Annotated in this window: 25 protein-coding genes, 1 tRNA gene and 2 pseudogenes; 14 read left to right on the top strand and 14 right to left on the bottom strand. The window is 70.4% G+C overall.

Annotation, left to right across the window (positions count from 1 at the left end; genetic code table 11):
• Window positions 1–83 precede the first annotated feature (83 nt).
• Window positions 84–416: pseudogene (locus U5640_RS23625) on the top strand (transposase); the annotation flags it as partial.
• Window positions 417–424: 8 nt separating this feature from the next.
• Window positions 425–737: pseudogene (locus U5640_RS23620) on the top strand (hypothetical protein); the annotation flags it as partial.
• A gap of 58 nt (window positions 738–795) precedes the next feature.
• Here the strand turns inward: U5640_RS23620 and U5640_RS23615 are convergent.
• Window positions 796–1,998: an NAD(P)/FAD-dependent oxidoreductase gene (locus U5640_RS23615; protein WP_340377755.1), complete on the bottom strand. Its 1,203-nt coding sequence runs from the start codon at window positions 1,996–1,998 to the stop codon at window positions 796–798.
• 111 nt (window positions 1,999–2,109) lie between these two features.
• On the opposite strand from U5640_RS23615, the gene U5640_RS23610 reads away from it, so the two are divergent.
• The 3 genes from U5640_RS23610 to U5640_RS23600 all read left to right on the top strand — a co-directional run bounded on the left by U5640_RS23610 (window position 2,110) and on the right by U5640_RS23600 (window position 4,116).
• Window positions 2,110–2,772, top strand: a complete 663-nt coding sequence (locus tag U5640_RS23610) for a TetR/AcrR family transcriptional regulator (RefSeq protein ID WP_340377754.1) — start codon at window positions 2,110–2,112, stop codon at window positions 2,770–2,772.
• A 147-nt stretch (window positions 2,773–2,919) separates the two neighbouring features.
• A protein-coding gene (locus U5640_RS23605) for an IS5 family transposase (RefSeq protein ID WP_340385277.1) occupies window positions 2,920–3,728 on the top strand; the annotation gives its coding sequence in 2 pieces (ribosomal slippage) (window positions 2,920–3,259 and window positions 3,259–3,728; 810 coding nt in all).
• 73 nt (window positions 3,729–3,801) lie between these two features.
• Window positions 3,802–4,116, top strand: a complete 315-nt coding sequence (locus U5640_RS23600; protein WP_340377753.1) for a hypothetical protein — start codon at window positions 3,802–3,804, stop codon at window positions 4,114–4,116.
• 145 nt (window positions 4,117–4,261) lie between these two features.
• Here the strand turns inward: U5640_RS23600 and U5640_RS23595 are convergent, their stop codons facing one another.
• From U5640_RS23595 to U5640_RS23575, 5 genes are all read right to left on the bottom strand, one after another.
• Complete coding sequence (locus U5640_RS23595; RefSeq protein WP_340377752.1) at window positions 4,262–4,861, bottom strand: beta/gamma crystallin domain-containing protein; 600 nt, start codon at window positions 4,859–4,861, stop codon at window positions 4,262–4,264.
• A gap of 403 nt (window positions 4,862–5,264) precedes the next feature.
• Window positions 5,265–6,443 (bottom strand): site-specific integrase, encoded by a 1,179-nt coding sequence (locus tag U5640_RS23590; RefSeq protein WP_340377751.1) that lies wholly within the window; start codon window positions 6,441–6,443, stop codon window positions 5,265–5,267.
• On the bottom strand, window positions 6,443–6,661 hold the full coding sequence (locus tag U5640_RS23585) for an excisionase family DNA-binding protein (protein WP_062644697.1): 219 nt from the start codon (window positions 6,659–6,661) through the stop codon (window positions 6,443–6,445). The genes U5640_RS23590 and U5640_RS23585 overlap by 1 nt, the downstream gene beginning before the upstream one ends.
• A complete protein-coding gene (repSA, locus tag U5640_RS23580; RefSeq protein WP_340385274.1) occupies window positions 6,655–8,028 on the bottom strand; it encodes a replication initiator protein RepSA in 1,374 nt (457 codons plus the stop codon). The genes U5640_RS23585 and repSA overlap by 7 nt, the downstream gene beginning before the upstream one ends.
• A gap of 47 nt (window positions 8,029–8,075) precedes the next feature.
• Entirely contained in the window at window positions 8,076–8,285 is a 210-nt protein-coding gene (locus U5640_RS23575; RefSeq protein ID WP_340377750.1) for a hypothetical protein, read from the bottom strand.
• Window positions 8,286–8,592: 307 nt separating this feature from the next.
• Between U5640_RS23575 and U5640_RS23570 the strand changes: the two genes are divergently transcribed.
• Window positions 8,593–9,327, top strand: coding sequence for a GntR family transcriptional regulator (locus tag U5640_RS23570; protein ID WP_340377749.1), 735 nt, complete (start codon window positions 8,593–8,595; stop codon window positions 9,325–9,327).
• Between the two features lie 490 nt (window positions 9,328–9,817).
• Here U5640_RS23570 and U5640_RS23565 read toward each other — a convergent pair whose 3' ends face one another.
• The 3 genes from U5640_RS23565 to U5640_RS23555 all read right to left on the bottom strand — a co-directional run bounded on the left by U5640_RS23565 (window position 9,818) and on the right by U5640_RS23555 (window position 12,007).
• Window positions 9,818–10,000: a hypothetical protein gene (locus U5640_RS23565; protein ID WP_340377748.1), complete on the bottom strand. Its 183-nt coding sequence runs from the start codon at window positions 9,998–10,000 to the stop codon at window positions 9,818–9,820.
• Between the two features lie 252 nt (window positions 10,001–10,252).
• Window positions 10,253–10,339: transfer RNA gene (locus U5640_RS23560), tRNA-Ser, on the bottom strand.
• 102 nt (window positions 10,340–10,441) lie between these two features.
• Window positions 10,442–12,007, bottom strand: coding sequence for a trypsin-like peptidase domain-containing protein (locus U5640_RS23555; RefSeq protein WP_340377747.1), 1,566 nt, complete (start codon window positions 12,005–12,007; stop codon window positions 10,442–10,444).
• Between the two features lie 256 nt (window positions 12,008–12,263).
• Here U5640_RS23555 and U5640_RS23550 point away from each other — a divergent pair, with 256 nt between their 5' ends.
• The 3 genes from U5640_RS23550 to U5640_RS23540 all read left to right on the top strand — a co-directional run bounded on the left by U5640_RS23550 (window position 12,264) and on the right by U5640_RS23540 (window position 15,060).
• Window positions 12,264–13,100 (top strand): glycerophosphodiester phosphodiesterase, encoded by an 837-nt coding sequence (locus U5640_RS23550; protein ID WP_340377746.1) that lies wholly within the window; start codon window positions 12,264–12,266, stop codon window positions 13,098–13,100.
• 180 nt (window positions 13,101–13,280) lie between these two features.
• Window positions 13,281–13,919, top strand: a complete 639-nt coding sequence (locus U5640_RS23545; protein ID WP_340385272.1) for an ATP-binding protein — start codon at window positions 13,281–13,283, stop codon at window positions 13,917–13,919.
• 175 nt (window positions 13,920–14,094) lie between these two features.
• Window positions 14,095–15,060 (top strand): DUF5926 family protein, encoded by a 966-nt coding sequence (locus tag U5640_RS23540; protein ID WP_340377745.1) that lies wholly within the window; start codon window positions 14,095–14,097, stop codon window positions 15,058–15,060.
• A 280-nt stretch (window positions 15,061–15,340) separates the two neighbouring features.
• On the opposite strand, the gene U5640_RS23535 is transcribed toward U5640_RS23540, so the two are convergent.
• Both U5640_RS23535 and U5640_RS23530 read right to left on the bottom strand, forming a co-directional pair.
• The gene (locus U5640_RS23535) at window positions 15,341–15,874 is read right to left on the bottom strand and encodes a hypothetical protein (RefSeq protein ID WP_340377744.1); all 534 of its coding nucleotides are present in this window, start codon (window positions 15,872–15,874) and stop codon (window positions 15,341–15,343) included.
• Window positions 15,875–16,143: 269 nt separating this feature from the next.
• Window positions 16,144–16,809 carry a bifunctional DNA primase/polymerase gene (locus tag U5640_RS23530; RefSeq protein ID WP_340377743.1) on the bottom strand — a complete coding sequence of 222 codons (666 nt, stop codon included), beginning with the start codon at window positions 16,807–16,809 and terminating at the stop codon, window positions 16,144–16,146.
• Window positions 16,810–17,322: 513 nt separating this feature from the next.
• Between U5640_RS23530 and U5640_RS23525 the strand changes: the two genes are divergently transcribed.
• Together U5640_RS23525 and U5640_RS23520 are read left to right on the top strand one after the other, a co-directional pair.
• Entirely contained in the window at window positions 17,323–18,840 is a 1,518-nt protein-coding gene (locus U5640_RS23525) for a PP2C family protein-serine/threonine phosphatase (protein ID WP_340377742.1), read from the top strand.
• Window positions 18,841–18,954: 114 nt separating this feature from the next.
• Window positions 18,955–20,430, top strand: a complete 1,476-nt coding sequence (locus U5640_RS23520) for an aminopeptidase P family protein (RefSeq protein ID WP_340377741.1) — start codon at window positions 18,955–18,957, stop codon at window positions 20,428–20,430.
• On the opposite strand, the gene U5640_RS23515 is transcribed toward U5640_RS23520, so the two are convergent.
• From U5640_RS23515 to U5640_RS23505, 3 genes are all read right to left on the bottom strand, one after another.
• Window positions 20,342–21,277 carry a triphosphoribosyl-dephospho-CoA synthase gene (locus tag U5640_RS23515; protein WP_340377740.1) on the bottom strand — a complete coding sequence of 312 codons (936 nt, stop codon included), beginning with the start codon at window positions 21,275–21,277 and terminating at the stop codon, window positions 20,342–20,344. The two genes, U5640_RS23520 and U5640_RS23515, sit on opposite strands and share 89 nt — an antisense overlap.
• Before the next feature lie 9 nt (window positions 21,278–21,286).
• Window positions 21,287–22,240, bottom strand: a complete 954-nt coding sequence (locus U5640_RS23510; RefSeq protein WP_340377739.1) for an intradiol ring-cleavage dioxygenase — start codon at window positions 22,238–22,240, stop codon at window positions 21,287–21,289.
• 111 nt (window positions 22,241–22,351) lie between these two features.
• Window positions 22,352–22,807: an ATP-binding protein gene (locus U5640_RS23505; protein ID WP_340377738.1), complete on the bottom strand. Its 456-nt coding sequence runs from the start codon at window positions 22,805–22,807 to the stop codon at window positions 22,352–22,354.
• A gap of 253 nt (window positions 22,808–23,060) precedes the next feature.
• Between U5640_RS23505 and U5640_RS23500 the strand changes: the two genes are divergently transcribed.
• The 3 genes from U5640_RS23500 (at window position 23,061) to U5640_RS23490 (ending at window position 25,638) form a co-directional block, all read left to right on the top strand.
• Window positions 23,061–23,876 carry a hypothetical protein gene (locus U5640_RS23500; RefSeq protein WP_340377737.1) on the top strand — a complete coding sequence of 272 codons (816 nt, stop codon included), beginning with the start codon at window positions 23,061–23,063 and terminating at the stop codon, window positions 23,874–23,876.
• A gap of 164 nt (window positions 23,877–24,040) precedes the next feature.
• Window positions 24,041–24,805, top strand: a complete 765-nt coding sequence (locus tag U5640_RS23495; RefSeq protein WP_340377736.1) for a YcnI family protein — start codon at window positions 24,041–24,043, stop codon at window positions 24,803–24,805.
• Between the two features lie 179 nt (window positions 24,806–24,984).
• A complete protein-coding gene (locus U5640_RS23490; RefSeq protein WP_340377735.1) occupies window positions 24,985–25,638 on the top strand; it encodes an SCO family protein in 654 nt (217 codons plus the stop codon).
• Window positions 25,639–25,655 lie beyond the last annotated feature (17 nt).

The following is a 25,655-nucleotide window of genomic DNA, read 5'->3' as shown; positions in this document are numbered from 1 at the left end:
CCAGTACTAGGGCGCGTATCGAGTCGTGATCAGTCTGCGGGATTCGCCTTCGTGGCAGGATCTGGACCGGTAAACCTTCTTGCATGACGCGAGTGCAACTGACGGACAAAGAATGGGAGTTCATCGAGCCGTACCTCCCGATCGGCGAGTACGGCCCCTACCCCGAGCGGCTGCGGCAGCAGTTCGAGGGTGTGATCTGGCGGTTCAAGACCGGCGGACAGTGGCGGGAGATGCCGCAGGAGTTCGGCGCCTGGCCGACCGTCCACAACCGCTTCCGGCAGTGGTGTGGCGCCGGTGCCTTCGAGGCTCTGCTGGAGGGCCTGATCGCGGAGGCCGCGAAGCGGGGTGAGGTGGATCTGTCTTTGGTCAGCATCGACTCCACCACCGCGCGCGCTCACCACGACGCGGCGGGGATACCGCGGCCGCCCTGGCCGCCGAAGCTGGCGTCCACCGCATGGCTCTCTACAAGAGACACGTCGATCTGAAGCGCGAGTTCGAGGAACGCGTCCGCAAGGAGACCAGGCAGATTCCAGAAACGGAGAAGCGACTCAGAGACACCGTCACCAAACTCAAAAGGACCATCGCGAACCAGAAGGCCGAGATCGAAGAACTCCGCCAACTGGTAACCAACCTCACCCTTGCCAGCGCTGTTCTCGCCGATTGAAGAGGAGAGCGCGTCAACGATTCCTGTCACGGCTCCCGACAACGTCATCCCGCTCCACCCACCCGCCACCTGATACTCCAGTGCGGTTTCGTGATCTACCCACCGCCCAAATCACCGGCCCCAATGCTCGGTCAGTCCTCGATCAGGGCCAGCTGCTTGTTGATCTCCTTCGGGTTGGTGTCGCCGGCGACCATCTGCAGGAAGGGGGTGTGGTCGAACACGAGATCGCGAAGTGGCCGTAGCAGGGCCGGGGTGTGGTGGAAGACCTTGCCGAGCATCCAGGCCTGCTGGACCTGCCGGGCGGTGTGCGGCTTGCGCGGGCCCTCGTACGCCTGCAGTGCGGCGCTGACGGCGGTCAGGTCGGTGAGGTCGACGCCGCGCAGTGCCCTGCCGAGGAAGTAGCCGTCCTCGATCGACATGCCGGCGCCATAGGCGGCGTACGGCGAAGTCGGATGGGCGGCGTCGCCGACCAGGGTGGCCCGCCCCTTGCTCCACTGCTTCAGCCGCGGGCGGTCGCGCAGCACCCAGCGCTGCACGTTCGCCGGGTCGGTCGCCTCGATCAGCCCAGGCAACGGGGCGGGGAATCCGGCGGCGAACGCGGCGGCGGCGGCCCTGAGGTCGGCCGGCGCGGGGGCGTCGGGGTCGGTGGCGGCGAGCATCCACCACTGGTGCCCGTCGCGGCCCTTGTGCCGGATCGAGGTCCAACTGCCCTGGACCGTCGCACTGTGGGTGAGGACCGACATGTTCTGCTGGGTGCCGGGGACGTCGGTCAGTGTGAAGCCGCCGAAGACGTGCAGCCGGTGTTCCCGCTTGGGAGCGTCGCCCCACAGTGTGCGGCGGACCAGCGAGTCGATGCCGTCGGCACCGACGAGCAGGTCATGTTCGGCGCTGCTGCCGTCGGCGAAGTGCAAGGTCACCGCCCGGTCGTCCTGCTCGATGCGGTCGACGCGCTGGCCGAACTGCAGCATGCCCTCGGGGATGGCGGCGAGCATCCGCTCGTACAGCTCCGGACGCAGCAGGCCGATGAAGCCGCCGCCGTAGGCCCGCTTTACCTCCGCGTCGAGCTTGACGTGCACGCGGACCTTGCCGCGGAGGTTGCGGAACTCGGTGTCGGTGGGGGCGCCGAGATCGTCGGTGTCCACCCCCAGCGAGCGCAGCGCCTTCAATGGCGGGGGCCAGAGGTTGAGGATGTTGCCGGCCGGGCGGGCCTCCCGGTAGCGCTCGTAGACGACGACATCGTGGCCGGCCTGTGCGATGCCGAGCGCGGCTGCCATGCCGGCGGGGCCGGCGCCGAGAACGGCTACCCGTCCGGGACGGGCTGGTGTGGAGGACATAGGACAACCTTCCGAGGCAGAACAGTAGCGTCCACTACTGTTAGCGGTGAACGGTAGTGGGCGCTACATTTTTGTCAAGGCTTCAGGCCGTCAACCAGGAAGGATGGGGTCGTGGCAGACGTCGCCGCCGATGACTTTGAGATCCGGCCGCCGAAACAGCGCCGCAGCCGCGAAGCCTGGAACCGAGTCCTCGACGCCGGGGTGACGCTCCTGGAGGACGGCGGCTACGAGGCGTTCACCATCGCGGCCGTGTGCCATCGCGCGGGAGTCGCCCCTCCCGCCATCTACGCCCGTACGAGCACGAAGGACGCCCTGTTCCTGGCGGTGTACGAGCACGGCATCGCGCGCCTGCGCGCCGAGCAGGAGATCTTCACCGACGCAGACCACTGGGCCGGACTGGAGCCGGATGCACTCGTGCGCTCGGCCGTCGCAGAGATGATCGGCATCTCACTCCGCCACACCGAGTTCCTCCGGGCCATCGTCCTCACCTCAGCCGCGCACCCGGAGGTCCAGCGGCGCGGCTCCCGTCACAGCCGGGAGCTGGGCGAGAGGTTCGCGACGGTCCTGCGCCGCCTGGCGGGCGTGATCACGCACGACGACCCGGAGAGCGCCATCTGGTCCTGCTTCGACACCCTCTTCGGTGCTTCGATGATCCGGGTCGCGTACGGCCCCGCGTTCGCCACGCCCGTCCCAGTCGACGACCACCGGTTCGTCGTCGACATGGGGGAAACGGCGGTGCGCTATCTGCTGGGCGGCGAATACCCCAGCGCCTGATCACGGCAACAGCGGCAGCCGACAGCCGAGCCGCGCTCGGAGCTGCCCGTCACCGACTTCTGACACAGGCACCTACTAACTGATCATTTCAGAATGAGTGGGCTCTGGGGCTCGGCAGTCGGGCTGGTGGGCGGCAGAGTTCTGCGGGTGTCGGCTGATCTTGTACCTGACGATCTGTGGGAACGTGTCGCACCGCTGCTCCCTCCGCGCCCGCCGCGGCGTCTGCGGTATCCGGGGCGGCTGCCGGCGGATGACCGTGCGGCTCTGCGCGGGATCGTCTACGTTCTGCGCACGGGTGTGACCTGGGCAGATGTGCCGACCGAAGTGATCGGCTGCAGTGGGGTGACGTGCTGGCGCCGCCTGCGGGGCTGGACCGAGGCCGGCGTCTGGCCACGTCTGCACGAGATGCTCCTCGCGGAACTCCGCACGACAGGCCTGCTGGACATGGACGACGCCGCGATTGACGGCTCGCACGTCCGGGCTCTCAAAGGGGGGCTCACACCGGACCTTCGCCGGTCGACCGCGGCCGGCAGGGCAGCAAACACCATCTGATCACCGACCGGCACGGAACACTCCTCGCAGTGTCGTTGACCAGCGGAAACCGTCACGACGTCACCCAGCTCATGCCCCTGCTGGACGCGATCCCGCGCATACGCGGCCTGGTGGGCCGACCCCGCCACCGACCACGGCGGCTGTTCGCCGACCGCGGCTACGACTACGACAAGTACCGTCGCCTCGTCCGCGCTCGCGGCATCACGCCGAAGATCGCCCGCAGGGGCACTGCCCACGGCTCCGGCCTCGGCAGGACCAGGTGGGTCGTCGAGCGCATCTTCGCCTGGCTCCACCAGTTCAAACGCCTGCGCACCCGCTACGAGATACGAGCCGACCTCCACCTCGGCCTGCTCCAACTCGCCTGCAGCATCATCTGCTTACGCCGACTCCGAACCTCATTTTGAAATGATCAGTAAGAGACCCACCCACAGAGGGCCGCCCCGGTCGATTGAACACCGGGGCGGCCCTCTCTCGTCCGTGGGACTGAGCAGCAGCTGCGCGACTGAACACAAGGACTGGACAGGGAAGTACGGGGAGGTGTGGAAGGCGGCCCGCCTCGCGGTACTGACGGAGTCCGAGGCTGCCTCACCACTGGCTGACGTGCCGTACTCCCTGCGCCACGCGGGCGTCTCTCTCTGGCTTGAGTCCGGCGTCTCCCCGGCCGAAGTCGCACGCCGTGCAGGCCACAGCATCGCGGTCCTGTTCCGCTTCTACGCCAAGGCGATTCACCGTAGCCGGCAGCGTTCGAACGAACAGATCGAGCGGGCCTTGGAAGCCGCCGAAGGGGAGTAGGCGGCGCGGTTGTCCGCACGGCAGGCGCCATCCTCACGCCACAGTGGGTGAGGATGGCGCCTCCTCGTGTTTCTGGACCGCGTTCTTTCGCCGTCACTTCCGATGGGCCGGAACACGAGATCTCCGGCCCTGGTGCTGGTGGCGGCTAGACGGACTTGAGCTCGAAAATGAACCGGTTGCGGCCGTCCCGCGAGTACTCCATGTTCTCGGGGAAGTTCGTGGTGTCGGCAACGTCGATCGACTTGGTGCCGGCGTTCCAGACGAAGTGGATGGCGCCTGTGGCGACGTATTCGCCGCTCTGCTCGTTGCGGACGTAGATGGCGGTGGTGACCGGCGGGCCGTCCTCTGGCATGACGCCAACAAGGCCGTACTCGGGGTCGCCGGAGTGGACGATGATGGTCCCCACGTCGTAGGAGTCAACCTTCAGGCTGTACCGCCCGCCTGGTGCCCCGGTGAGGTCCTGGAGCCGGACCGCGATGGGCAGAGTGGTGCTGTCGACGACCTTGAACCGGGTCAGCCCGCCGATGTCGGAGATGTCCGCCTGGTCGAGGTCCCATTCTCGGTACTTGCCGGTCTGGTTGGCGTGCTGCCAGGCCAGGATCTTGGCCTTCGTGCCGACCTTGACGGACTTGAACCTGTCGTTGAGCTGGCCCGGGTACAGGTTTTCGTCGGCTCCGACCCTGTAGGGGTGGGCGTCGCCCGAGAAGTTGGTTCGGGTGTAGAAGATGACTTCCTGGTCGCTCATGTCGTCCCTTTACTGAGGTTCGAGCCCCCCTTGCTACTTAAAGTTACCAATTGATTACACATAGGGACTGCCATGCTCCCCGGCGCTCCGGCGGCCACGGTCGGTCACGGTCCACGCTCCGGACCACAAAAGTGCCGCTGACCAGCAGATATATGGCCCTCTTTCCGCCGGGCAGTGGTCCACGCCTGGTCCACACGCAGTGATCCACAACGCGACATAGCCGGATCGGAGTGAGACACAGGGCCCATGCGGAAGGGGTGCCCCTCAGTGAGTGACACCCCTTCTGACCTGCAACATCTATGACCTGCGCGGAGACGGTGGGATTTGAACCCACGGTGACATCGCTGCCACGACGGTTTTCAAGACCTCTTGGCTTACGCCGAACGGGTTGCTCCACCGCAGGTCAGACGGGTACCAGCACCCCGGCGGACCCGTCGTCATCCTCCTCGTGCCCTCTGCGTGCCCCTGGCTCAGGGTCGTGCCCGCTCAGCCAGGAGTCGGCGGCTTCGGCGACCTGGTCGTCGCGACCGGCGACCGGCCGGGCGTAGTGCCGGGTGGTGACGCTCGCGTTCGAGTGGCCGAGGCGATGGGCGGCGGTCATCACGCCGTACCGGTCGGCGACCCAAGTTCCATGGGAGGCCCGGAGGTCATGCGGGGTCACGTCGGTCAGCCCGGCCGCCGAGACAGCGGGGTCGAAGTAGGCCTTGCGCCACTGGTTGTAGCGCAGCGGCTTGCCAGCCGGGGTGGTGAACAGGAGCGCGTCATCCCCGCCGGGCAGAGTCTCCAGGTGCCGGCCGAGCTGCTTCGCCAGCGACGGGCCGACGCGAAGGAGCCGCTTCTGATGGGACTTCGGGGTATCGAAGACCAAGGTGCCGTTGGCTTCGGCGAGGTTCTCGTCGACCAGGACGAAGCCGCCGGAGACGTCGATGTCCGCACGCCGGAGGGCGAACGCCTCACCGACTCGCAGGCCCGCGTACGCGAGAAGAGCGATCAGCAGATCATGAGGCTTGGCCGCACTCCGCACCATCCGGGAGGCTTCGAGCGGGGTCAGGATGTGAGGCTCGGTCTGCGGCATCCGAGGCAGCTTGACGCCCCGGCAGGGGGTCTGCGGGATCATGTCGTTGTCGACGGCGGCCCGCATGACCTGGGACAGGACTCGGTACGCCTGCCGGATCCTGGAAGCGCTGAGCCCCTTGGTCTTCATCCCGCCGACCCACTCGGCAACCGTGATCGGCCGGAGGCTGGACAGCTCCCGGTCCCCGAGGGCCGGGTTGATCAGGGAGTTGATCAGCGACCGGTACGACGCCTGTGTCTTGTGCTTGAGCTGCGGGGAGACGGCTGCGAGCCACCGGGCCGCCCAGTCGCGTACGGTCGTCTGCCCCTCGGCGGGGTCCAGCCAGTGCCCTTCCTCGATCTCGATGCGCTTCCGGGAGAGCCAGCGGTCGGCGTCCGTCGAGGTGGCGAACGTCCGATCCGCAGGGCGGAGGACCCCATCGGGCCCCGGGTACCGAGCTTGGAAGCGGCCGGAGGGGAGTTTGCGGATCCGGCCGAAGGCGCGGCGGGACTTGCGCTTGCCAGCCATCAGGCGGCTCTCCTGAGCGCGTTGGGCCGCAGGGTGATCGGCTGCACGGTGTTCTCGGCCACGTACGCCTCCAGAGCCCATTCAGGGATCCGCACGTGTCGGCCGACCTTCACGAAGGTGATGCGACGCTCTTCAACAAGCCGACGGGGGAACCTCACACCGGTGCCAAGCCGGTCGGCGACTTCTTGCACGCTCAGCAGTCGATCCACACTCACCACTCCCCCTCAGCCTCAAGATCAGAAATGTCAGCCAGGGCCTCACGGGCCGTCTCTCGGTTCAGTCGGATCTCCTTTGCGATCGATGCAGCGAGCCAGGATTCGCCGGGGGTGTGGCCGTGCCCGGCGTAGGACCAGTGGGCGACGACGAGCGTGGAGCCCTCCTTGTCGGCGCAGTCCTCGGGCAGTCCCCGTTCCCGACGCTCCTGGCGAGCGCGGAAGTCGGCGCGGACCTGGCGACGTTCGGCGAAGGTCGAGGAGTAGCGGCGGGACTTGGTGAGGAAGTGGCCGCGGAAGCCGAGCATGTGAGCCCAGGCCCAGAGCTTGCGGTCCGGGTACTGCCGGTCAAGGGCATGACAGGCTCGAATCAGGCGGCGGGTGTGGTCGGGAAGCTCGGGCCGCTTGTCGAGTTCCGAGAGCTCCCCGACGCGGCGGTCCACGGTGCCGGTGGACTCGGCGGCCTTGGTGGCGTACTTCGCGACGTACGCGGCAACGGCCTGCTCGGTCAGCTCCTGGCCGTCGGTGCCGATGGCGCGTACGTCGACCTGGGCGCCCCAGCGCAGGACGCGGGCCGGGAGGTCAGCGGCAGGCGCGACCGGGACGGAGACACGGGCGGCTGCATCGCGGATGGCGTCGCCGAGCAGCGCCGTACTGGCCCACTCGGGCGGGGTGTCGCCGGGACCGGTCGGGCCGTCCAGGCGCACGATGGCATGGAAGTGAATGGCCCCGCGCTTCTGGAACTCGGCGACCTTGCCGAAGGAGATCCGGCAGACCTCCCGCAGCGTGGCTTGGGTGATCCCGGCGCGGGCGGCGATCTCCCGGCGGAGGTAGATCGTGAACCGGCGCCAGAGGTCCCCGGCGTGGTTGTTCCAGAGGACGGCCCCGGCGTAGTCGTACGTCGTCGGATCGAGCGCCGTACCGAGTTCCGGGGCGTCCTCGGAGTGGGCGACACCGCAGCGACAGCGGCCGTGCTCGGGACGGTTGTGGACCGGCCCGAAGGAGGGCGCGGTGAGCGTGGCGAACACACCGGGGTGGACGCGCACGCCGTCCGGGATACCCATCCTCGGATCCCCGGTGAGCCCGGCCCGTATCAGGTGGTACGCGTCTCCCGCGTACGTCCAGGCGCAGGAGGGGCAGCGAGAGGCCCGCCGGTTGCCGCAGGCGACCCGCAGACGTCCGCCCGGCTCCTCGGTCGTCGAGTACGAGTAGAGGACATCCCCGGTCCGAGCGTCACGGGTGACCGTCGTACCGGAGAGGTGGATCGGATCCGAGCAGCCACCCGTACGGCGTACCTGGTCACGCCAGCGTTCGAAGCCGGGAGCCGAGGCGACCCTCAGCAGATCGGCCAGGGTCACGGGGTCGGTGCCCATGGTGGCCGCAGCACCGGCCACGGCCGCAGGGGCGACGGGGAACACCGTCACTCACCCACCCCCGGAGCGTCGACGATCTCGACCTCCAGGACCTTCGCGCCGCCGCAGTCGGGGCAGTACAGCTGGAATCCGGTGGTGTCGTAGCCGCTGCCCGCGCAGGCCGGGCACTCCAGCCACTCGGTGGTGCCGAAGGCCGTACGGCAGGCGTTTGCGTCCTGGCAGCGCGGCTTGCCGCACACCGCGCAGCTACGGGTCATACGCCGGACGATCCTCGGTGCTGAGGCCCCGGTCCGTCGGCCGGGGTGGATCAGCGAGACAGGCATGATGGAGGCTCCCTTGGAAGAGGGGGTGGGGCGGCGCATCTGCTTGGCGGTAGGGGCGCCGCCCTTCTTCAGGGAGTGTGCACCTCCCTAGGGAGATTGAAACCAAACCTCCCTAGGGATGTCAACGAGACCTGCGAAAGGGGGGTGGGTTGGGGAAGCGATCGGGTACGCGTTCGTGCGCCCGGAAGGGGGTGGAAGGTAGTCTGACCACCCTAGGGAGCATCGAGGAGTGGGAGAGACAATGCCCGAGACTGCGCGGCAGATCGCCGACGATCTCCGGGCGCGGATCGAGTCCGGTGAACTACAGCCGGGCGATCGGTTGCCCGGTGAACCCTCGTTGGTGAAGACGTACGGCGTCGCCAAGATGACCGCGAACCAGGCACTGAAGATCCTCGTGAGCGAGGGCCTGGCGGTCGCGCGGCCGGGATCCGGGACCTACGTACGGGAGTTCAGGCCGATCCGCCGGGTCGCGAACGACCGTCTCTCCAAGACGCGCCGAGACGCAGGGCAGTCCATCTGGTCGGCCGATGTCGCCCAACGTCCCCTGGTCACCGACGTCCAGGTCTACGAGGCCGAGGCCCCGCGCCAGATCGGGCGGCTGCTGAACCTCGAGCCCGGAGCGGCCGTCATCGTGCGGAGCCGGAAGTTCGTGGTCGAGGACCGCCCGGTCCAGATCGCGACGTCGTACCTCCCCGCGGACCTGGTCCGAGACACGGCGATCGCCCAGCCGAACACGGGCCCCGGAGGCAGCTACGCCCGCCTGGCCGAGCTTGGCGCGGAACCCGTCCTCTTCTCCGAGGAACTTCGGGCGCGGATGCCGAGCGAGGAGGAGCGGACCGCCCTGGCCCTCGCGGCCGGCACTCCGGTCCTGGAGATCTGCCGCACCGCCTTCACCGAGGACGAGCGCCCCGTGGAGGTCAACCAGATGCTCTTGGACGCCGGTTCGTACGTCCTGGAGTACCGCCTGAGCAGCTGAGCTGTTACAGGATTCCCTACCTCATCAAGCACCCGTCGTCGCTTCGCTCCTCCGGGCGGGCGCGGGCCGCCGTCCGCGCCCGCGCTCCTGTCTCCGCCCCGCTCGGCACGGCCGACGACCCCCGCCCGCCCAAGAGGCAGGCACACGGGCATGAGGCCAGAACAAGCCTCCGGCGGGGGATCGGCCGACGCCGGGATGGAGGGGGCGCCGTTCCCGAGTGCGGGTTCGTGGAAGTGTGCGTGGGAGCTCCCATCCCGTTTGCCGTCGACCCAGGCAGAGCCGAGCAGACGTGGCCCCTGGCGTCCAGGTCGTTCGTACAGTGGCGCGCTCCACCTGGACGCCAGGAACCACGCCCGCTCCACGGTGTGTGGGTCGACGGCAAACGGGATGGGAGCTGGGGCAAGTGGTGGGCTGGGGGACGGGGCAAGCCCGGCATGACGCTCTCCCCAGAGCAGTTTCAGGGCCGTGCTGCCCCGCCAACCTCAGTAGGTCACTTGCGGATGATACGGCGCAGTTCCCGGATGACCTTGACGATGTCCTCACGGCGACAGCGCAGCAGCGCCACCAGGCCCAGAAGAACGATAGAGCCAAAGATCAGCAGGAAGATGCAATACCAGGGGATTTCGGACATCACGACGAGACCTCTCTTGAGAGGCCTGTCGTCCGAGATCATCAGGTGAGCCCGCACGGCTCTTCGCACCGGAGCGACTAGGCACGCTTATTGCTTGATCAGTTCACAGTGAAGTAAGCGCGCTAACAGCATACGGCAGAGGAGCAGCTTTGGGGCCGCCATCCATCCCGTGCCCCACGCGTGCCCGATCGAGCGGGGAATCATGGGGAATGCCGGGCAGTCTCGGGCACAGGGGAATGAGAACGGCCCCCGACCAAACACCCAGGTCGGGGGCCGTTCTCACTGCTCACTGTGCGGAGACGGTGGGATTTGAACCCACGGTGACATCGCTGCCACGACGGTTTTCAAGACCGTTCCCTTAGGCCGCTCGGGCACGTCTCCCCGCGTCGCCCTTGATCGGCGGCGCGGGGACAAGGGTAACGGGTGAACACGCGCGCGTGTGGGTCAGTCGGTGCTGAGCCGGGGAGGTACGCGCGCGTGGGCTCAGTTGTCGCCCTTGCGGGAGCCGAGGGTGAGTTCGACGGTGTGGGTCTTGCCGTCGCGCTGGTAGGTGATCGTGACCTTGTCGCCGGGCTGGTGGGTCCAGATCTCGCCGATGAGGGTCGGGCCGGAGTCGATCACCGTGTCGTCCAGCTTGATGATGACGTCACCCGGCTTGAGGCCGGCCTTGGCGGCGGGGCCGCCCGACTCCACGGCGGAGGCGCCGCCCGAGCCCTGGTCGGTGATCTTCGCACCGTTGCCCGAGTCCTCCAGGGAGACGGAGGCGCCGATCTTCGCGTACACCGGCTCACCGGTCTTGATCAGCTGCTGGGCGACGTACTTGGCCTGGTTGATCGGGATGGCGAAGCCGAGGCCGATCGAGCCGGACTGGGAGGTGCCGCCCAGGCCGCCGCTGCCGGTGGACTGGATCGCGGAGTTGATGCCGATGACGTTGCCCTGGGCGTCGAGGAGCGGGCCGCCGGAGTTGCCCGGGTTGATCGACGCGTCGGTCTGCAGGGCGCTCATGTAGGACGAGGAGCTACCGCTGCCGTCGGAGGAGGCCACGGGGCGGTTCTTGGCGCTGATGATGCCCGTGGTCACCGTGTTGGAGAGGCCGAAGGGGGCGCCGATGGCGATCGTCGAGTCGCCGACCGCGACCTTGTCGGAGTCGCCGAGGGTGAGCGGCTTGAGGTCCGAGGGGGCGTTCTTCAGCTTGATGACGGCGACGTCGTAGCCCTGGGCGTGGCCGACGACCTCGGCGTCGTACTTCTTGCCGTTGGGGAAGGTGGCCGTCACCTTGCCGCCGTCCACGGCGTCCGCGACGACGTGGTTGTTGGTGACGATGTGGCCCTGGGTGTCGAAGACGAACCCGGTGCCGGTGCCGCCCTCGCCGTTGCTGGACTCGGCCTCGATGGTGACCGTGGAGGGCAGGGCCGACTGGGCCACCGCGGCGACCGAACCCGCCGCGCGCTTCACGTCGCCGCCGCTGGTGGCGGCGGAGACGGTGGTCGAACCGGTGTTGTCGTCGTTCTTGGCGAGGGTGTAGCCGAGTCCGCCGCCGAGACCGCCCGCGACCAGAGCGGCGACGAGCACGGCGGCGACGAGTCCGCCCCGGCCGCTGCGCGGCTTCGGCGCGGGCTGCTGGTAGGAGGCGCCCCAGGCGAGGGAGTCGCCTCCGCCGCCTCCGCCCGTGCCACCGGTCCCCGCCCCGGTGGCGTCGCCGTACGCGTGCGTGCCGGCGCCGACGCCGGCCTCGGCGTAGAGCGGGGTGGCGGGCGGGTTCTGCCAGCCGTCCGTGGCGGCGGGCGCCGGGGCGGCCGGTGCGGCGGGCGGGGGCCAGTTGCCCGCGGCCGCGGGCGGTGCCGGTGCCGGTGCCGGCTGCGGGGCGGCCGGCGGCGGCCAGTCACCCACGGGAGCCGGCGGGGTCTGCGGGAGGGGCGTGGTGGCGCCGGCGTCCGACGCGGGCGCCTGGGGGGCGGCGGCCGAGGAGGACTCCACCGGCACGGGGGGTCCGGACGGCGCCGGGGGGACCGGGGTGCCCTCGTTCGTGCCCTCGTTCTCGGTGCTCACAGCTCTTCTCCTCGATCCACGGCTGTTGTCGTCGGTCGCACTAGGTCTCGCCCGTTCACGCTTGTCGTCGACCCGGCGCGGGGTGGCTGTGCGTGCGCTTGTGTCCTGCTCAGCTTTTCCCACGGGCCGTCAGAGCACCATAAGCGCTGGCTGTGGGTCTTCGGGCAATCTTTATAAGGGACTTTTAGTGCACTAAGCGCGCATCTTCGAAACATCTCAGACTGTTCTCAGATCCTCGCGGTGGCACCATGACGCGGTGACCCACGCACGGCAGCACCACATTCAAGTCGTCGCCCACCGCGGAGCCTCCGAGGAGGCCCCCGAGCACACCCTGGCCGCGTACAAGAAGGCGATCGAGGACGGTGCGGACGCCCTCGAGTGCGATGTACGGCTGACCGCGGACGGACATCTCGTCTGTGTGCACGACCGACGCGTCAACCGTACGTCCAACGGCCGCGGTGCCGTCTCCGCGCTGGAACTCGCCGATCTCGCGGCGCTGGACTTCGGCTCCTGGAAGACACGGGAGGCGCGCGAGGCCTGGCACGCGCGCGTGGAGGACCCGGACTGGGAGGTCCGGCCGGAGGACCGAGAGGAGACGTCCGTACTGACCCTGGAGCGGCTGCTGGAGCTGGTCTCCGACTCCGGCCGCCGGGTCGAGCTGGCCATCGAGACCAAACACCCGACCCGCTGGGCGGGCCAGGTCGAGGAGCGGCTGCTGATACTGCTGAAGCGGTTCGGCCTGGACGCGCCGGAGTCGGCGGCCGAGTCGCCGGTGCGCATCATGAGCTTCTCGGCGCGTTCGCTGCACCGCGTGCGCGCCGCGGCGCCGTTGCTGCCGACCGTCCATCTGTCGCAGTTCGTCTCCCCCCGGCTGCGCGACGGGCGGCTGCCCTCGGGAGTGGGGATCGCGGGCCCCTCGATCCGGATCGTGCGCAACCACCCGGTGTACATCGAGCGCCTGAAGCAGGCCGGCCATCAGGTGCACGTCTGGACGGTGAACGAACCGGAGGACGTGGACCTCTGCGTCGGGCTGGGCATCGACGCGATCATCACCAACCGCCCGCGCGCGGTGCTCGACCGGTTGGGCCGCTGAACGCCCGCACCGGCCGAGGGCCGCGCGTCCCACAAGGCACTCACACCTCACTGATACCTCACGTCCCCTTGACCCCACGCCAACCCTCCCTCATCCTCCAAATCGGCCACTCCGTCGAAAATCAGCCAAGTGCTCACGGGGAGTGCTCCGGCGCATTCGCTCCGTGTTCGATCGTTGCGGATGCGTCTGAGGACGTGGATTGGCCGGTTTCCGGTACAGGCCAATGGGGCATCCACACCGTGGCGTGGGGCGAAGGAGGTCTCGGGGGTGGCGTTGGTGGTGGCACAGGAGGTGCCCACGTCGTCGAGCATGGCCGTACCCCATGGCCCTGCGGGCGTGGGGAAGGCGCGACACCGCATGCGCGACCAGTTGCGCAGCGGCGGGGTGTCGGAAGCGGTCATCGATGATGCCGTACTGATCCTTTCCGAACTTTTGAGCAATGCGTGCAAACACGGCCGGCCCCTGGGTGACGCCCTGGCGGGGGACGGCGATGTCCGTGCCGCCTGGCGGGTCGACACCGGCGGCCGGCTGATGGTCGAGGTGACCGACGGCGGCGGCCCGACCCGCCCCTCGCCGGCCACCCCCTCCGTCACCGCGCACGGCGGCCGGGGGCTGAACATCATCACGGCCCTGTCCGACGACTGGGGTGTACGGGACGACGCCCGCGGCGAGGTCACCGTGTGGGTCCTCGTCCATGCGGACGCCTACGACCCCGATGCCGGCTGCCGCCGTGACGACTTCGCCTCCCGGGTCGCAGCGCCCTCGGTGGCGTCGATTCCGGGCCTGGACTTCGCCGACGCGTTCGACGACCTGGACTGACCCCGGTCGGCGGCGGCCGGGACCGGCACCGGCCGCCGCCGCCGACCAAGTACCGACCCCCTGAAGCACCAACCCGTTGTCCACAACCGCCGCGTTGTCCACAGGTACCCGTGGTCTCGGGTGCGAACGGCTAGGCTCCGCCCGTACCAGACGAGCCGTACCCGGGAGACACCCAGTGGCCAAGAAGCGACCCCAGACGAAGGCCGGCCGGCCGCAGCTCAAGGACGGGGAGATCCCGGTCGTCGGCGCCCGGGAGCCCTGCCCCTGCGGCAGCGGCCGCCGTTACAAGGCCTGCCACGGCCGGGCCGCCGCGCACGCCGTGACCGAGCTGGTGCAGCGCCCCTTCGAGGGCCTGCCGGGCGAGTGCGACTGGGTGGCCCTGCGTGAGCTGGTCCCGGCCGCCACCGTCGAGCTGACGCTGAAGGACGGACTGCCCGAGGGCGTCCCCTCCGTCACGCTCGCCACGGTCCTGCCGATGGCCTGGCCCGCGCTGCGCCGCGACGACGGCTCGGTGCTGCTCGGTCTGCAGAACGACACGCCGTCCGGTGACATCAGCCGCGACCTGGCGGACACCCTGCAGCGGGCCCTGGAGGCACAGCCGGGTACTCCGGTGCAGGCCCGGCGTGCCCCGGCGGACGGTCCCCGGATGCAGGATCTGCTGGACGCCGAAGGCGTGTTCGAGCCAGTTGTGCACGACGGTTTCGAGTTCTGGGTGCCGGACCCGGAGAACGCCTCCCCGGACGTCGCCGCCTCCCTGGAGCGGGCCAACGCGGCGGCGATCCCGACCGTGAAGCTGACCGGGGTGGACTCCGCCTACTGGTGCGAGACCCCGGACAAGAACCACCTGCGGTGGGTCATGCCGCACCCGGAGGAGCGGCTCCTGGACGCTCTCGCCCGACTGCACGCGGCCGGACGTTCCAGCCTCGGTGAGGGGACGCGTCTGGTGGGCTCCTTCCGGGCGCACGGCCTGACCGTGCCGGTCTGGGACCTGCCGAGCGGGGTCTCGGCGGACGACGTCGAGAAGCCGGCCGCCGAGTTCGCCGAGCGGCTCGCGGCGGCCCTGGCCTCGGACGCGGTGCTGACGCCCGAGGAGCGCCGGGCGCGCGGCGGGCTCACCAACCGCCAGGTGACGCTGAGCTGAGGAACGGCCGCCGGACCGGGCCCCCGGCTGACCCGACGGTCAGCCGGGCCGGACGAGGCGGAAGGCGTGACTCCGCTCACAACTCCCGTACGCACAAGGCGAGTCGGCGCCAGAAATTGCCGATCAGCACATGTCCGAAAGCCCGATGAAAACCAGAGATCGAATTTGCTTGGAGCCGATCTCTTGTTACCGTTCCAATAGCCCGGTTGCTGGTGCATCCCCCGTCGCCAGCAACCGGGTCTTTGCATGTCCGATCGGCCCGGACGGACCGACCTGCCCGTCAACTGCCTCCGGCCCCTGGGGAGTTGCTGCCGGAACGCAGCAGCAGCGGCCCCTCGCCCGCCTCCCGGGCGAACGCCGAGAACTCGGCGACGGCGGTGTACGCGTCCAAGGTCCCCCGCGTCCGCTCACGGGGCGTCTCACAGGTCTCCGGCTCGTCCTCGGCGGCCACGGCGCAGCGCATCTGCACCGTGCGCCCCTCGGGCTCCATGAGGCTCAGGACGGCGTTCAGGGCGCGTCCCGTGGCGTTGCGGTAGTACGTGCGCGCCCAGGTGTCGTCGCCCTGGGTCAGCACACAGGTCTGCGCCTCGACGCCCTCGGGTGAGGTCAGTCCGGGACCGCAGCGGGCGGCGGTGGCGAGACCGAGGCCGAGCAGCAGCGGGGAGGACCCGGCGGAGGGAGCGGGGGGCGGCGCCGGGAAGGCGGAGGGCGCCTTCGGGTCCGCGTCGCCGTGCGAGGACACGTCCGAGGACCCGTCCGAGGATGCGCGCGAGTCCCCGTCCGGGGAGACGCGCGAGGAGGCGCGCCCAGACATCCCCGGCGACACCTCCGAAGCGGCGCGCCAAGATCCGTCCGCGGTTCCGTCAGAAGATCTGCGGACAGATCCGTCCGCGGATCCGTCCGACGACATCGGGGAGCGCGCCGCCGAGCGGCCTCTGTCTCCCACCTGCCCCGCGGAAGCCATGGCCAAGGGAAGTGCGAGCGCGCAGGCCACGGCTCCGCCGAGGGCGAGGAGACGAAGGTTCATAGGGGGAAGATAGGGCGCGGCGCCGGGCCTCACGGGTCGGCGCGCGCCCGACACCGCTACATCTCGGGCGCGTTCACACCCGTACGAGTGAGGGCGTCGACGACGGCGTCCACGACGGCCTCGACGTCGGGCACCCAGGGGGAGGCCGAGCCGGGCAGCGGGGCGCGTTCCCAGCGGATGTCACCCCGGCCGGTCTCCGAGGGGGGCAGGGCGAGGTAGCCGCCCTCGCTGTGGAAGCGCAGGGAGCCGGGGACGAAGTCCTTGGCGTAGAGCAGTTCGCCCAACTGCTCCATGGAGTAGGGGCGGACGAGGATCGCCCACCGGGTGGGCGAGGCGACGACCGGGCCGAGCCGCATGCCCTGCCGGTCCAGCGCCACGAGCGCGCGGGACGCGGCGAGCGCGGGAAGGCTGACCGCGCAGGGGGCCCGGCCCCCGGTGGCGAGGATGATCGGCGCCGCCGGCCGGTTCGTCCACCACCAGCGCACCATACGGGCGTCGGTGGTGGCCGCGAGCAGGCCGGGGTCGAAGGGGTGCGCGCCGGGCAGCACGCACTCGGGGTCGGGGCAGCCGCACCGCGAGGTGCTGCGCTGGTCCGCCGTCACGCCGGGCAGGACGGGCCACTGCCATTCCGTCGCGAAGGTCAGGGCCGAGTCGACGGACTCAGACCCCTTTTCGCCGGACTGGGACAGAAGCCTGCGTCGCCTTCCGAGGATCTCGCGCATGAGCGCTCGTTCCTTTCCGTTGCACCGCTGGCAACACCGTGGGCCACATCACACCATGTGTCGATCAGTTCACTGGGCGTACCTGTTGGCGCATCACACCCCTGTCCTCGACAAGGGGAACCCCTGGGGCCGAGCTCCGGCCGCTTCCGCGGCCGCTCCGCCGACTTGCGTCCATCGAAACGCTGGGCGTGGCGTGGGGTGGCGAAGTCTGGCGTTTTGCCGCTCGCCGTATTTCTCTCGGCCTCCGCCACGGGAGGATGGGGCACGGTCGTCGGTGGCTATGACGCCCGGTTCGGCCACCAGGTTCCGGGTGGCTCCCGACGACCCCTGGTCCTTACCGAGTACGTACCCATCACGACCGTTGTGACGCTCCGTGGAGCAAGGCCAGTCGACCGCAAACAACCGTAACCCGAGTCAGTTTTAAGCCATTTTTGCTATTCGACAAGAGGGCGGGAAGAGTCGCGTCCGATTCCCCCCAAAGGCCTCATGGACACCACTAATCCCAGCAGGACAATGCTGGACATCCCCTTACGAGTGCGTGTACATGTGGAGACACTGCCAGCGGCGCAGAATGACATGGGGGTTTGCGATGCTTTTGAGCAATACGCTCCGGTCCGAGAGCCGGATGCCATGAACGCCCCTCACGCTCCGAAAGTGGCTGGAATCGATTCAACGGTTCCCTCGCCAGCACACACTGTCGCGCCCGCGCCCGCCTCCCCGGGAACACCGTCGGCCACCGCGGCCCCCGCCGACCCGGGCACCCTGCTCACGGACCGCCTCGCCGGATGGGTCTCGGACCTCACGACCCTGCACGAACTGACCGAACGTCTGGCACGCACGGACGCACTGAACGAGGCACTGACCGAACTGCTGCGCGCCGGAGCCGCCCTCGTGGGCACCCGGCGCGGTCTCGTCGTCCTGGAACCGGCCAGCGGCCTCGGCCCCGACACCACCATCGGCCTGGGACTCGGCCGCGCGGACCTCGGCCACATCGAGACCGTGCCGCGCAGCGCCATCTCCTACGGCCGGATCCTCGACGGCCTGCCCGGCGCCGACGGCGAGATCGCCGAGCCCGACCTGCTCGCCGAGGACGGTCTCGACCCCCGCCACCGCGAGGTGGCCGCCCGCCTCGGCTACGCCGCCAGCTACGCCCTGCCCCTGATCGCCGAGGGCCCCGAGGGCCGGGTCGGTGCCGCCGTCTGGCTCTACGACGAGCCCGCCGAACCGGGCGAGCGCCAGCGCCACCTGATCGGTCTGTACGTCCGCACCGCCGCCGAGCACCTGGCCCGGCTCGTCGAGGTCGAGCGCACGCGCGCGTCCATGGCCACCATGGCCGAGGAACTGCTGCCGTCCCGACTGCCGAGGGTGCCCGGCGTCCAGCTCGCCGCCCGCCGCAGCAGCGGCCCGCGCGGCGGCGGCGACTGGTACGACGCGCTGCCGCTGCCGGACGCGGCCCTCGGCCTCGCCGTCGGGTCGGTCACCGGCTCCGGGCCGAGCGCGGTCGCCGCGATGGGCCGGCTGCGCGCCTCCCTGCGGGCGTACGCCGTGATGGAAGGAGAGGACCCGGTCGCCGTCCTGTCCGACCTGGAGCTGCTGCTGCGCCTGACCGAGCCCGCCCGCTCCGCGACGGCCCTGTTCGCCTACTGCGAGCCCGCCCTGCGCAAGATCACCCTGGCCGGGGCCGGACACTGCCCGCCGCTGCTGGTCGGCGAAGACCGCACCGAGTTCGTGGAGACCTCCGTCTCCGCCCCGCTCAACATGCTGACCTGCTGGGAGGCACCGAGCGTCGAGCTGGATCCGGAGCCCGGCGAGACGGTCCTGCTGTACACCGACGGACTGCTGCACCGCACGGGCGACCCCTCGGACCGTGCCTTCGCCCGGCTGCACGCGGCCGCCTCCGGGGTGCCGAAGGCCCTGCGGAGCGACCCCGGCGCGATCGCCGACCATGTGCTGCGCACGGTGCTGCCGCACGGGGCGGCCGAGCGGGACAGCGAGGAGGACGTGGTGCTGCTGGCGGCGCGCTTCGAGTGAGCTGCCGGACTGCGGGCTCCCCCGCGCTTCCGGGTGCCCGGGTTCCTCCCCCGGCCGGTCTCCCGTACGACCGTACGATGGACAGGGTCCAGTGCCGTATCGAGGAGGATGACCGTGGCCGAGGAGCTCACCCCGGAGACGCCGGAGACCCCGGAGAACCCGGAGGAGACCGAGGAGCCCATCAAGCAGCGCAAGAACGGCCTGTACCCGGGCGTGTCCGACGAGCTCGCCGAGAACATGAAGTCCGGCTGGGCCGACACCGAGCTGCACGACCTGGAGCCGATCGCCCAGGCCGCCGAGACCGCCGCCCGCCGCGCCGCGCTCTCCGCGCGCTTCCCGGGCGAGCGCCTGGTGATCCCCGCGGGCAACCTGAAGACCCGGTCCAACGACACGGACTACCCCTTCCGCGCCTCCGTCGAGTACGCGTACCTGACCGGCAACCAGACCGAGGACGGCGTCCTGGTCCTGGAGCCCAGGGGCGACGGCCACGAGGCGACGATCCACCTGCTGCCCCGCTCCGACCGCGAGAACGGCGAGTTCTGGCTCTCCGGCCAGGGCGAACTGTGGGTCGGCCGCCGGCACTCGCTGAGCGAGGCGGAGAAGCGCCACGGCATCCCGGCCGCCGATGTGCGCGAGCTCGCCGGCGTCCTGCGCGAGGCCACCGGCCCGGTGCGGGTCGTCCGCGGGTACGACGCGGGCATCGAGGCCGCCCTGACCGACAAGGTCACCGCCGAGCGCGACGAGGAGCTGCGGGTCTTCCTCTCCGAGGCGCGGCTGGTCAAGGACGCGTTCGAGGTCGGCGAGCTGCAGAAGGCCGTCGACTCGACGGTCCGCGGCTTCGAGGACGTCGTACGGGTCCTGGACAAGGCCGAGGCGACCAGCGAGCGGTACATCGAGGGGACGTTCTTCCTCCGCGCGCGCGTGGAGGGCAACGACGTCGGCTACGGCACGATCGCCGCGGCCGGAGCGCACGCCTGCACGCTGCACTGGGTGCGCAACGACGGACCCGTGCGCCCGGGTGATCTGCTCCTGCTGGACGCGGGCGTGGAGACCCACACGTACTACACCGCGGACGTCACGCGCACGCTGCCGGTCAGCGGCCGGTTCACCGAGATCCAGAAGAAGATCTACGACGCGGTGTACGACGCCCAGGAGGCCGGCATCGCGGCGGTCGTGCCCGGGGCGAAGTACCGCGACTTCCACGACGCGGCGCAGCGGGTGCTCACCGAGCGGCTCGTCGAGTGGGGGCTCGTCGAGGGGCCGGTGGAGCGGGTGCTGGAGCTGGGGCTGCAGCGCCGGTGGACGCTGCACGGCACCGGCCACATGCTCGGCATGGATGTCCACGACTGCGCCGCCGCGCGCGTGGAGTCGTACGTCGACGGGACGCTGGAGCCGGGGATGGTGCTGACCGTCGAGCCCGGGCTGTACTTCCAGGCCGACGACCTGACCGTGCCGGAGGAGTACCGGGGGATCGGCGTCCGGATCGAGGACGACATCCTCGTCACGGAGGACGGTCAGCGGAATCTGTCGGACGGGCTGCCGCGGCGGTCCGACGACGTCGAGAGCTGGATGGCTTCGCTGAAGGGCTGAGCGGTTCGCCGCGCGTCCCTGAGGGGATTGCCCCGAGGTCCGGCAGGGAGTCCACGAAGAGGGCGCCTGCCAGGAGACCGGCGCTTCCCCGGGGGCTCCAGCCCCTCTCGTGGAGGTCCGCGTCGAAGGCGGCCAGTGCCTCACGGCCCTCACCCGTGTGGGCACCGCCCGCCTCCAGGACCCCGCGGGCGCCCGCCTGCACATGGCGCAGGCCCAGGGGGCCGGCCGTGTACAGGAGTTCGGAGTCCTGGAGGGTGGACATCACGGTGAGCAGGGCGTCCAGCCGTGCCTCGGCCTCGCCCGCGCCGGCGGAGCGTGCCGTGGCCAGGGCGTCCAGTGCCCGCCGTACATGAGGGAACCCGGCGCGTGCCTCGCCCCGGGCGCCTGCCGCGCCGTACTTCGCCGAGACCGTCGACCCGCGTGAGGGCCGCCGTGGTGCGCCCCGGTCGGGGTGCGCGGCGATCCGCTTGGCGGCCTGGGCGACCTCGGCGCCCCGCGCGCCGGGACGGAGGGCGGCCGCGGCGACCAGCAGTCCCAGCGTCCACAGGGCGCCCCGGTGTCCGCCGCCGGCCAGGCCCACCGAGTGTTCGGTGCACCTCCCGATGGCGCCGAGCTCCGCACGGAGCCGGGGTGTGGGTTCACCGGTGCGGCGGGCGGCGGCGGCCATCGCCGCAAGGCCTGGTGCGAGTGCCTTCGCCGACCAGCGCAGCCCGCGGTGGTCCCTGCGGGTGACACGGGCGTCCAGGTCACGGGGGTCGGGCAGGCCGGGCTTGGGGGCCAGGGCCAGCTGACCGGTCAGCGCGGCCACGGCGGCCTGCGCGAGCACGTCGTCCTCACGGCTGGTCATGGCCCCGCCCTACGAGGACGCGGTGGCGGAGTCGGTGGGCGCGCCGCTCGGCGGGGCACCCGTCGGGGCGCCGCTCGGCGGGGTGCCGCCGTCCCCGCCGCCGCTGCCGCTGCCCGCGCCGGTGTTCTCGGCGTCCGGGTCGATCCCGAGGGTCAGGAAGCCCTTGTAGCCCTTGGAGGGGTCCTTCTTGTGGACGGCCTTCAAGGTCAGCAGGCCGCTGGAGGCGCCGCCGCCGTCGTACACCATGTCGTCGTCAAGGGTGGTGTAGCTGCCGGAGTGCTTCGCATACGGCTCCAGGGCGAAGATCTCCTCGGCGATCGTGTCGTCGAAGAAGAGCTGGCCGGTGTGGTTGACCTTGCCGCCCTCGTAGGTGCCGTCCTCCTTCTCGCCGCCGGTGTGCACCTTGACGTGGATGTGGCAGGTGCGGGGCGTGTACCAGCCGGGGAAGATCGTCTCGAACTTGACCACCCCGTTGGCGTTGGCGATCTGGTAACCGCGCAGATAGGTGCTGTCGTCGGCGGTGGAGCCGTCCTCGCTCTCGGCGGGGGCGGAGCCACCGGGGTTGGCGGTGGTGTAGCCGGAGTAGTAGCCCCAGGCGTCGCAGTGCCAGATCTCGACCGCGGCGCCCTTGACCGGGGTGCAGCCGTCGGTGGCGTCGACGACCGTCAGCCGCAGGGTCAGCGGTACGCCGCTCTTGCCCTCGGTGATGTCCTTGCGCACCAGGGCACCGTCGAGGTAGTAGGGCCCTTCCGTGACGCTGCTCATCAGCGTCGTGCACGCACCGCCGGTCGCGGTGGCGTCCGCGGTGGCCTCGGTGTCGGTGGCGGTGTCGGTGTCCGTGGTGGTGTCGGCGAACGCCGACTGGTAGCCCGCGACGGCGAGCCCGCCGGCCGCGACCGTGCCACCCGTCACCACGAGGGCGCGGCGCCGGGTGATGCTGGTGTCCTTGTGGTTTCCCGTCATGAACAGGAACGTAGGAACGCACTCCATCAGCGGGCTGGAGGAACGCTGAGAGGCACCTGTGAGTACCGAGGAACCTCAAGCCCCGCGCGGCTCACGCCACTTGAGGAGGCGTCATACGGCCATCAGCGGGGCGTCCTTGCGCCACTTCAGGATCTTGTCGAAGCTGACCACCGCTCCGCCGCGCCCCGGCGTGTTGCCGATGTGCACGTGATCGGCGAGCTCCTGGATGAGGAAGAGGCCCCTGCCCTGTTCGGCGTCCGCGCTCGTGCGCACCGGCGCGGGAGCGGGGCGCTCCGCGGTGAAGCCGGGACCGGAGTCGGCCACCTCGATCCGGCACTTCTCGCCGTCGAGATACGCGGTGACCCGGTACGCCTCCGAAGGCCCGCCGCGCGCGTACTCCCCGCCGTGCTCCACGGCGTTGGCGCAGGCCTCGCTCAGCGCGACCGAGAGGTCGTAGCTCACGTCGGGATCGACTCCTGCCGTCTCCATCGTCCCGAGCAGCAGACGGCGGGCGAGCGGAACACTCGCGGCTTCGCGCCGCAGATGGAGTGACCACCAGATGCTCATGCTCCAGCCTCCTGGCCGCGGCTCGACATACCGATACGTATTGCCGCGCGGACGCTTGTGTAAGCGCGAATTCCGCGTGATGCCGCCCATATGGGGGGTGCACGGATGACAAGAATCGGTGTATGTGGTGCTCAGGAGGTATCCGGTGTACCGGTCCGCCCGAAAAGTGATCTTCCATGATGCGGACGGCCGTATCGCATCGCGTGGACCTGCCGCAGGGGGACCGTAAGGGCAGTGCGATGATGAGGCCGCCATGACTGCCCCCCACGAGGTCCGCCTGCTGCGGGCCGCGGTCTTCACCGCGGTCTGCGTCGTGCTGGCCGCGGCCGGGCACACCATGGCCTCCTGCGCCACCGTTCCGCCGTGGACGCTCGGTGCGGGTTTCCTCGGCGCCCTGGCCGTCGTGGTGCCGCTCGCCGGGCGTGAGCGTTCGCTGCCGGGCATGGTGGGGCTGCTCGCGGCCGGACAGACCGTGCTGCACACCCTGTTCGGGCTCGGGCAGCACACCGCCGCCACGACCGCCGGCGCGATGTCGACGTCCGACGCCGCGCTCGTCGCACGGGCGGCGCGGCTGGTCTGCGGGGCGACGGCGGCGGCGATCAGCCCCGCCCAGGCCCAGAAGATCCTCGTCGACGCCCGCCTCTACAGCCCCACCGACGGCACCGGCATGACCGGGATGAGCGGGATGGGGTCCATGACCCACTCGGCGGACGCCCTGTCCGCGGCCGGCCCGACCATGTCCCTGCTGCCGTCGCTGCCCATGGTCCTCGGGCATCTCCTCTCGGCCCTCGCCACGGGCTGGCTGCTGCGGCGCGGCGACTCCGCCCTGCGGCAGCTGATCCACCTGTCGGCGCACGGGGTCGCCGAGGGAGCGCTCGTACGGTCCCTGCGCGGGGCGCTCGCGCTGGTGCGGGCCCTGCTGGCGGGCCTGCCGGCCGCGCCCGGCACAGGGCCGTGTCTCCCGCGCACCGCCCTGCTCCCGCCCCCGCGGCCCCGTATCACCGCACTCCAGCACACGGTGATCAGGCGCGGCCCGCCGACCGGATCGGTCCTCGTCCTCGCTGCCTGACGCGGCACGACCAGCACTCCGTGGGAGAGATGGCCGCTGTCGTGCGGCACGCGTGCGTGCGCGCTGCCCGCCGGTCGGTCCGGCCCGTCGCGTACGCCTCCCACCGTCCGTCCTGTGCTCAGACCTGACCACAGACCTCATCCCGGAGTGGAGTGCTCCTCGCCATGCAGGCCTCTCGTATCGCCGCCGCCGCTGCCGTCGCCGGTTCCGCCGTCCTCCTGCTGTCCTCGCCCGCGTTCGCGCACGTCAGCGTGCAGCCGGACGGCACGGCCGCGAAGGGCGGCTACGCCCTGGTCAACTTCCGCGTTCCGAACGAGCGCGACGACGCCTCGACCACCAAGCTCGAGGTGAGCTTCCCGACCGACCACCCGCTGGCCTCGGTGATGCCGGAGAAGATCGCCGGCTGGAAGGCCACCGTCACCAAGACCAAGCTCGCCAAGCCGCTCGAGATGCACGGGCAGAAGATCAACGAGGCCGTCTCCAAGGTCACCTGGACCGCCGACGGCAAGGGCATCGAGCCCGGCTACATCCAGCGGTTCCCGGTCTCCATGGGCGCCCTGCCCGAGGACACGGACGAACTCGTCTTCAAGGCGATCCAGACCTACTCGGGCGGCGAGGTCGTCCGCTGGATCGAGGTCCAGGAGGACGGCGCGGAGGAACCGGAGAACCCGGCGCCCGTGCTCGCCCTGTCCGCCGCCACCGAGGACCACCACGGCGGCGCGGCCACCGCCGAGGACGCCTCCGACGAGTCCGCCGATTCCTCCGACGACGCCAAGGCCGCCTCCGCGACCACCGAGGCCGCCGCCGACTCCTCCGGCGGCAGCGACACCACCGCCCGGGTCCTCGGCGTGGTCGGCATCGTCGTCGGCGCCGCCGGGGTGGCCTACGGCGTACTCGCCGGCCGCCGCCGCACGACGTCCGACGCCTGACCGGCACCGCCCACCCCGCCCCCACCTCCGCCTCCCTCTCCACCCGCAGTACCGAGTACCGAGTACCGCCCACGCGCGTACCTGGTGCCGCCGTACTGCCGTACGCTCCGGGCCCGTGCAGCCGCACGGACGCACGGGCCCGGTGCGTACCGGAGTTCCTCCATCTGGGACATTTCTCTATGCGCAAGAAGACCTTCGCCGCGGCCGCGCTGCTCGCCGTCGCCACCCTCACTCTCTCCGCCTGCGGCAGCGGTGACAGCGCCGACACCTCCGTCGCCGCGGTCGCCGAGGACAACGGCAAGAAGCAGGCCGCGACCGTGCTCGACCAGCCGTTCACCAAGCCGGACCTGGTCCTCACCGACACCCGGGGCAAGTCCTACGACCTCCGCAAGGAGACCGCGGGCCACCCCACGCTGATCTACTTCGGCTACACCAACTGCCCGGACGTCTGCCCCCTGACGATGAGCAACATCGCCGTCGCCAAGAAGCAGCTGTCCCGGGCCGACCAGGACGAGCTGCGCGTGGTGTTCGTCACCACCGACCCGGACCGGGACACCCCGGCCGCGCTCGGCAAGTGGCTCAAGGGCATCGACCCGCAGGTCGTCGGTCTCACCGGCAAGTTCGCCACCATCCAGGCCGCCGCGCGCACCGTCGGCATCACCGTCGAGCCGCCGCACAAGGACAAGAACGGCAAGATGGTCTCCACCCACGGCACCCAGGTCATCGCCTTCTCCCCGAAGACGAACGGCGGCTACCTGCTGTACGGCGAGGAAGCCACGGTCGACGACTACACCAGGGACCTGCCCAAGATCATGAAGGGGCAGAACCCGTGAGCCGTCGCACAACGGCC

The sequence above is a fragment of the Streptomyces sp. SS7 genome (assembly GCF_037993025.1).
Classification (GTDB): domain Bacteria; phylum Actinomycetota; class Actinomycetes; order Streptomycetales; family Streptomycetaceae; genus Streptomyces.
The sequence above is the reverse complement of the archived record's forward strand: the minus strand, read 5'-3'. Positions and strand labels throughout refer to the sequence as shown.

Bases quoted from the DNA above. Each gene is read 5' to 3' on its own strand.
- U5640_RS23530 (WP_340377743.1), bottom strand. From the start codon at position 16,809: ATGCGCGAGATCCTCGGAAGGCGACGCAGGCTTCTGTCCCAGTCCGGC.
- U5640_RS23595 (WP_340377752.1), bottom strand. From the start codon at position 4,861: ATGAGCGACCAGGAAGTCATCTTCTACACCCGAACCAACTTCTCGGGC.
- U5640_RS23515 (WP_340377740.1), bottom strand. From the start codon at position 21,277: ATGACCAGCCGTGAGGACGACGTGCTCGCGCAGGCCGCCGTGGCCGCG.
- U5640_RS23615 (WP_340377755.1), bottom strand. From the start codon at position 1,998: ATGTCCTCCACACCAGCCCGTCCCGGACGGGTAGCCGTTCTCGGCGCC.
- U5640_RS23565 (WP_340377748.1), bottom strand. From the start codon at position 10,000: ATGATCTCGGACGACAGGCCTCTCAAGAGAGGTCTCGTCGTGATGTCC.
- U5640_RS23495 (WP_340377736.1), top strand. From the start codon at position 24,041: ATGCAGGCCTCTCGTATCGCCGCCGCCGCTGCCGTCGCCGGTTCCGCC.
- U5640_RS23545 (WP_340385272.1), top strand. From the start codon at position 13,281: ATGCGTCTGAGGACGTGGATTGGCCGGTTTCCGGTACAGGCCAATGGG.
- U5640_RS23510 (WP_340377739.1), bottom strand. From the start codon at position 22,240: ATGACGGGAAACCACAAGGACACCAGCATCACCCGGCGCCGCGCCCTC.
- U5640_RS23500 (WP_340377737.1), top strand. From the start codon at position 23,061: ATGACTGCCCCCCACGAGGTCCGCCTGCTGCGGGCCGCGGTCTTCACC.
- U5640_RS23590 (WP_340377751.1), bottom strand. From the start codon at position 6,443: ATGGCTGGCAAGCGCAAGTCCCGCCGCGCCTTCGGCCGGATCCGCAAA.
- U5640_RS23570 (WP_340377749.1), top strand. From the start codon at position 8,593: ATGCCCGAGACTGCGCGGCAGATCGCCGACGATCTCCGGGCGCGGATC.
- U5640_RS23535 (WP_340377744.1), bottom strand. From the start codon at position 15,874: ATGTCTGGGCGCGCCTCCTCGCGCGTCTCCCCGGACGGGGACTCGCGC.
- U5640_RS23490 (WP_340377735.1), top strand. From the start codon at position 24,985: ATGCGCAAGAAGACCTTCGCCGCGGCCGCGCTGCTCGCCGTCGCCACC.
- repSA (WP_340385274.1), bottom strand. From the start codon at position 8,028: ATGGGCACCGACCCCGTGACCCTGGCCGATCTGCTGAGGGTCGCCTCG.
- U5640_RS23575 (WP_340377750.1), bottom strand. From the start codon at position 8,285: ATGACCCGTAGCTGCGCGGTGTGCGGCAAGCCGCGCTGCCAGGACGCA.
- U5640_RS23525 (WP_340377742.1), top strand. From the start codon at position 17,323: ATGCTGGACATCCCCTTACGAGTGCGTGTACATGTGGAGACACTGCCA.
- U5640_RS23505 (WP_340377738.1), bottom strand. From the start codon at position 22,807: ATGAGCATCTGGTGGTCACTCCATCTGCGGCGCGAAGCCGCGAGTGTT.